At 34.5% G+C, this 7,607-nt stretch carries 1 protein-coding gene; it reads right to left on the bottom strand.

Annotation, left to right across the window (positions count from 1 at the left end; translation table 11 throughout):
* The coding region (locus tag CDOM16189_RS07830; RefSeq protein ID WP_170000940.1) for a calcium-binding protein at positions 1 to 7,607 on the bottom strand (7,607 nt) is incomplete at both ends.

Genomic DNA, 7,607 nt, shown 5'->3' with positions numbered 1-7,607 from the left:
AAATGCCTGATATATGGACTGGGCAGTTACTGTCCAATAATCACTTAATTGGAATGTCTCTATTATGGCATTTGCGTCTATAAAGAAATTTTTTACTTCCAATACATCATTGTTGGAACTATTTATCTTAGCGGTACTTATCTTTAGATCTCTTCCGTTTGATTGATAGTATACGCTTGAGCCCGGATTTGCAAATATTACCTTATCGTTTCCTCCCATATCTGTTATGCTCTTTTTACCTCCCGTATAAGTAAATACGTTATCTTCAGATCCGCCTGTAAGATTATTGTTATCAGAAGGAGGGTTAGGATTGGTATTGGTATTATCTATTGGATAAGTCAATCCGAACGCTTGATATATAGATTGAGCCGTTACGCTCCAATAATCATTTAGCTGGAATGTTTCCACTATAGAGCTCTTATTAACAAAGAAGTTTTTAACTTCTAAGATATCGTTATTAGAACTATCTATCTTAGCCGTACTTATCTTTAAATCCACCCCGTTTGATTGGTAAAATACTCTTGATCCAGGATTAGTAAAGATCACTTTATCGTTTCCTCCCGCATCGGTTATGCTTACTATTCCTCCGTTATAGTTAAAGATATTATCTTCGCTTCCTCCCGTTAGCGTATCGCCGCTACTTCCATTGTCTGGATTTGAAGGAGGCGGCGGAGTAGGAGTATCCGGAAGTTCAGGAGGGAAAGGCTTATTGTATTTTTCAAATATGGACTGAGCCGTTACGTTCCAATGATCGTTTATATCAAAATTTTCTATAACCGCATTTTTATTGATAAAGAAATTTTTAATCTCCAATACGTCATTATTGGAATCATCTATTCTGTTTGTGCTTATCTTTAAATCTCTGCCGTTTGATAAATAAAATAGCCCGTCTCCCGGATTATCCAGTCTAAATACTACTTTATCGTCTCCTCCTAAATCGCTTATACTTACTTTGCCTCCAGTGTAAGTATAGATATGATCTTCCTTGCCTCCGTTTAATGTTTTATTGCCGTTTTCAGAGGAGAGATATATGGAGTTCGCAAGTTTAGTGATCTCATCTTTTCCCAAGAAAGAGTCTTCGTCATAAATATTGAATGAAATTTTATCGATTGAATACTTATCGGCTAAAAAGTGGTTTTTGACTCTTATGCTTTGATTAGGACTTTTATATACCGATATTAAAAGATCTTCATTGTCTTTCTTAAATTCAAGATCTCTCATTAAAATATCAATATACAGCTTATCATCTCCGCCCATATCCTCTATAATATCATAACCGCTATTATAGTCATAACCGTATTCATCATCCCCTAGTCCTCCTTTAAGAATATCATTGCCGCCCTTGCCGTTTAAGTAGTCGTTTCCATCGCCTCCCAAAAGAGTATCATCAGTACTAAAGCCAAAAAGAGTATTATTGTTTGAGTCTGGGCTGATTAAAACTTTTTGTTTTATATCTTCAAGACTTATAAAGGATCCGTCGCTAAGCTCTACTCCGTCTATATGCTTTGTAGTGTTTTCGCTATCGAACATATCGTTAACGGTTATAGAGTCATCCGCTCCTTTGATCTCTATCTTTAGATCCCTGCCGGATCCGTTAGTTCTTTTAAACACTAGATCATCAGCCGTTATTCCTTCTTTAAATTTAATTATATCCCTGCGATTTGGCGTTGAGTCGTCATTGTATATAGTATCCTCTCCGTCTCCTCTGCCAAAGAGATACGTATCGTTTCCCTCACCTCCATACAACTCATCATGACCTTTTCCGCCTATTAAAATATCATCGCCTTTGTTTCCTTTTAGCGTATTCCTATCGTCATCTCCGTATATCTCATCATTCTCGTCGCTTCCTTCTTGAGGGTGCCAGTAAGGATTATCAAGAATCACTACGTTATTATTTTTAATCGCTTCTTGTATATCTTCAATATTCATAGAAGAACCGTCACTAAATTCAATTTTGCTTATCTTAAATTTTTCATTTAGTATATGGTTATTATTTATAACATCAAACATATGCCTTACCGATATAGAATCTTCGGTTCCTTTAATTTTAATAACGAAGTCGCTGCTATCATCATGTTTCCTAACTCTTTGAAATATTAAATCGTCCCTAGTGATGCCTTCTTTAAATCTAATAGTATCATCCATTCTATTTAAAGAATCGTCATAGTTTTCTATCGCATCTTGTCCATCGCCCCTGCCGAATAGATAGACATCGCCTCCTTTGCCGCCATCTATTTTATCATCACCTTCTCCTGCATCTATAGTATCGTTTCCATCTCCTCCATAAACAGTATCGTTTCCTTTATTGCCTACAAGCCTATCATCTCCGTCTTTGCCATATATATAGTCATCTTTATTGGAACCTACTATAATGTCATTAGAGCTAAAGCCTTCAAATCTTGTTTGATCGGGATCCGATGATATAAGGACTTTTTTCCTTATTTCCTCATAGCTTATCATCGAACCGTCGTTAAATTCTATGCCTTTAATTCCTTTAGTGTTATTTTCATTTATAAACATATCGTCTACAAGAATTGAATCGGTAGAGTCTTTTATCCTAATCAAAAGACTCTTTGTATTAGATTTTGCTCTTGCAATAACCAAATCATCTTCACTAACACTTTCTTTAAATTTAATAGTATCCTTTCCATCCGCATATATAATGTCTTGTCCGTCTCCTTTACCAAAGATATAGGTGTCGCTTCCTTCTTTCCCACGAAGAGTATCGTTACCCACCCCTCCTTCTAAGATATCATCTCCATCTCCGCCGTACAAATCGTCATCTCCGGTTTCGCCTTCTAAGATATCATTTCCTTCACCTCCATATATTTTATCATTGCCGGCTTTACCGTATATGAGATCATCTCCATCTTTACCATATATGGTATTATCTCTATCGTCTCCATATATGGTATCGGAGTAGCTAGAACCATAGATAGAGTCATTTGATAAATTTGGAGCAACCGGAGAAGCTTTAACTATATCTTTATAGTCCATAGACGAGCCATCGTTAAATAGTATCTTATTTATTCCGGATCTATTATTCTCATACTCAAACATATTTTTTACTGTTATAGAGTCTTCACTGTTTTTTATTTTTATTAATAGATCTTTTTTGTTTTCTCCTACTCTTTGGAATTTTAAGTCGTTTATAGATATGCCCTCTTTAAATTTAATTACATCGTTTCTATTTAATATAACTTCTTCGTCATAGCTATTTGCTTCATCATGGATAATATCTTCTCCATCTCCTCTGCCAAAGATATAGATATCATTTCCTTCACCTCCATATAGAGTGTCGTTACCCGCTCCACCTTCTATTATGTCATTTCCTTTTTCGCCATAAAGAATATCGCTACCTTCTTTGCCATATATAGTGTCATTGCCTTCTCTTGCAAATACTATATCTTTACTGCTTCCGCCCCTTATGATATCATCTGTTTCAAACCCATAAATAATACTATCTGCACTAGAGCCGTCTCCTAATAATGTAGCTTTTTTAATATCTTCAAGACTCATAGATGAACCGTCGCCAAATTCTATATTTTTAAGACCTTTGCTATTATTGCTTTCTTTAAACATCTCTTTTACTATTATAGAGTCTTCGCTGTTTTTTATTCTTATTAAAAGATCTATAGGATTATATTCATATTGGTTTGATTTGACTCTTTGAAATACTAAATTGTCTTTTGTGATGCCTTCTTTAAATTTAAGAGTATCTTTGCCGTCAGCATGGATGGTGTCTTGTCCGTCTCCTTTGCCGAATACATAGGTATCACTTCCATCTCCTCCATAAAGAGTATCGTTGCCTGCTCCACCATCTATAGTATCGTCTCCGCCTTCACCATACACGGTATCATTGCCTGCTCCACCATCTATAGTATCGTCTCCGCCTTCACCATACACGGTATCATTGCCTGCTTTCGCGTATACGAGATCATCTCCGTAACCTGTTCGTATAATGTTGTTATCGTTATTAGCGTATATGGTGTCAGAATAGCTGGAGCCAATAACGCTTTCCCCTAAAAATGTTATTGGAGTTGCTTTATAAATCTCTTCAAAGCTCATAGACGATCCATCACTAAATTCTATTTTATCTATACTATAAATACGACCACTTACATCTTTAAACATAGCTTTTACCGTTATGGAGTCTTCACTTTCTTTTATCTTTATTAATAGATCATGTTGGTTTGTGCCCGCCCTCTCAAAGGTTAAGTCATTTTTGGTTATACCTTCTTTAAATTTAATTATATCCTTGCCTTGCGAGAAGTTTATGTTGTAGTAGTTATTAATGACATAATCTCCATTTTGGGTTATACTAAAAATATTAGAGCTCGTATCTAAGGCATAAACAACATCCTTTCCGTCACCTATTCCAAATAGATATGTATCGCTTCCTTCATTACCGATTAATATATCATTGCCTACGCCACCGTCTATTATGTCATTGCCTGCTCCACCATATAATTTATCGTTTCCTTCTTTGCCGTATAGTTTGTCATTACTTGCATAACCATATATAGCATTATCATATTCATCACCAATTAAAAAAACAGCCTTTATTTCATCGGAAGTCATAGAAGTCCCGTCTAAAAATTTAAAAGTTTTTAAACTATTACTATCATGAAAGAAACTTTCTATCTTAATTTTTTCATTCGTATCTTTTATGTCAATAAGCAAGCTATCATCTTTTTTTAAAAACCTTACTTCGCTTTTTGTGATATCTTTAAAGTCTAAAGTATCACTGCCTGAATGATCAGATATAGTGTCGTTTCCATCGCCTTTATAGTAGATATATGTATCATTACCGCTTCCACCATAAATAGTGTCATTTCCTTTTTTACCGTATATGGTATCGCTAGTCGGATAACCGTTTAAATAGTTATTTTGATCATCTCCTATCAAAAAGAATTCTATATCTTGAATGCTAATAACTCTTTCATCCATAAATTTAAAAGTTAAATTGTCACCATTCATGTATCGGCTACTTAAAATATCGTTTATAGTTATAGTTTCGCCATTTTCTTTTATTTTGATAATTAGATTACTATTGCTTTTTAAGAATTCGATTTCGTCAAATTTAATATTTTTAAAATCTATTATATTGTTACCATATGTATCTTCTATCACATCGTTACCATCGCCTTTATAGTAGACATATGTATCGTTACCGCTTCCTCCGTATAGCTTATCGTTGCCTTTGCCGCCTATCAACGTGTCGTTGCCGTCATCTCCGTATAAAGTATCGTTGCCTTGGTTTCCTGCTATAGTATCATTGCCTACTCCGCCACGTATCTCATCGTCTCCTCCAAGCGCATCAAATACATCATCATTAGACGTTAGATAAAAAGTATCTCTATTTTCAGTAGCTTCCAGCTTAGCCTTCTCAAGAATTTTATTTTTATCCCATATTTGACCATTTGAGAATACTATCTTCTCTATGTTTCCATCACCTAACTCACTTGAAAAACTAAAGAAATCAGTTACTAGAATGCTGTCGCCTGTCGGTCTCTTATCTTTATCTAATATGTTGATTATTAATCTATCTTGCTCTCTTGTTAACAAGATATCTTCGGGCGTAATATCACCTTCAAATTTTATAGTATCTTGTCCTGATTCATCATCTATTGTATCTTTACCGTCTCCTCTATTAAAGACATATGCATCATTTCCCTGTCCGCCGTATAACTTATCATCTCCTTTGTTGCCTTTTAAAACATCATCCGAAATAAAGCCATAAATAGAGTTATCATTATCATCGCCTATTAGATTAAAAGCTCTTATCTCGTTTGCCAGCACAGTAGCTCCATCGGCAAATTCAAATATACTTATAGCAGGCTGAGTATAGTGATTGAAAAAATTTTGAACCGTTATCTTTTCATTGGTATCTTTTATCTGTATTGACAAATAGTCATTCTCTCTTAAAAAATCAACTTCATCTCTATTTATATCCCTAAATTTTAGTTTATTTGCTCCTTGTGGATCATATATAGTATCACTACCATCGCCTTTACGATACACATATACATCATCTCCGCTTCCACCGCTTAGATAATCGTCTCCTTTTTTACCTTCTATCCAATCTTTTGCATTGCTTCCGTTTATAGTTTCACCTTTATCGGTTCCTTTTATATAATTGGACATAGCCACATATTTAAACTGTTCATTTCCTGAAGTTAAATTTATTAAATTTTCTTCAAAGCTTGCAAGAAGGTTATCTCTATAAATAGCAGCTTTTTTGATTAAGCCGTTTATTTTGGCGATCTCTTCATGGTTTTGCGAATTATATAGCTCTCTTATTTTGCTATTTAGATTTGAAAAGTCATATCCATATTTGTTTGCATCATAGTTATAGTATTGATATTTAGTATCTATCAACCCTTTGTATGTAGTTTGAAGCTCAATAGTAGCATAGGCATAGTCTTTAAATTCTTTATAAAGATCATTTAACATATTAGCAACAGAGCTATTAGGATTTGAACCAAAAGATTTATGATAGAACGGTTTGCCCGTCATCTTCTCATATACTCCAAGCACTCTAGCATCTATATATGAACCCCTACTATTGATATCTATGCCTTCAACTCCCGCCCATTTAAATATTAAGTTGTCTATTTGTTTTTCTTTACTATCTTGATCTAGAACAACATATCCATTTACCATATCAACCAAACTACTATCCATGCTCATAGCATTTCTTAAATTATAAATGTTACCAAATGCATATATCTCAGGCAAAGCCGTAATGCTTGACGAAATGTCTGCATCCGATTGTTCGGTATCTTTTAAATCTACCTTAAACCATACGTCATCAGCCGTAGTGGTAGTATTATCATTAAAGGTTACCGTTGAAGTTTGTTTTATAAAGTTTCCGTTATTGTCTATACTCACCTCTTGATAGTTCAGATCGATTGACTTTATGTTTTTATCTTGTAGAGCAAAAAGCTCTCCATCATCCGTTAAGGCATTTGAGTTCTTATCCTGCCATAAAAGCAGTTTGTTAAATTTCTCATCATTCTTATCTATTATATTATCATTGTTCGTATCAAACGCCCTTAAAGCCTCAAACCCGTTCTTAGCTGTTTTATCCGTATAGCCTCTTGTGGTATCAGCTATTGTCTTATCTCCGAATAGTTCATTTCCGTTATCTATAATTCCGTTATCATCTCTATCATAAGCTAAAAATGCGTCTTCAGGACTTATCCATCCGGTAGCTTCTTTAAAGCCGTTACTGTCTATATCGAAATTTACCGCTCCGTTTAGTTTGGAAGTAGTGGTTCCGTCTTTATTTAGATCTATTACAATAGGATCGTAATATTCAGGATCGGGTTCGTTTTGTTTTCTATCATCATCTTTTATAGTTCCTTTGGCGGATTTTATGCTTTTTACTTTTAGATCGTTTGATATGCTCTCTACTATAGGAGTCACTACAAGGTCTCTATCTCCTTGAGGAATTGTGTCATCATTCCATTCATAAGTGTAAGTTACGTTTTTACCGTCACTGCTTATACTATCAAAGCTACCTTGATTGATATTACTATCGTTTGGTAGTGTTCCAAATAGGAATTTCTTATCGTTTACTCTTAATACCAGATACTCTTTTT

The sequence above is a fragment of the Campylobacter sp. RM16189 genome (assembly GCF_012978815.1).
Taxonomy (GTDB): Bacteria; Campylobacterota; Campylobacteria; order Campylobacterales; family Campylobacteraceae; genus Campylobacter_A.
Note: the sequence above shows the minus strand (reverse complement) of the source record. Positions and strands in the feature narration are given on the sequence as shown.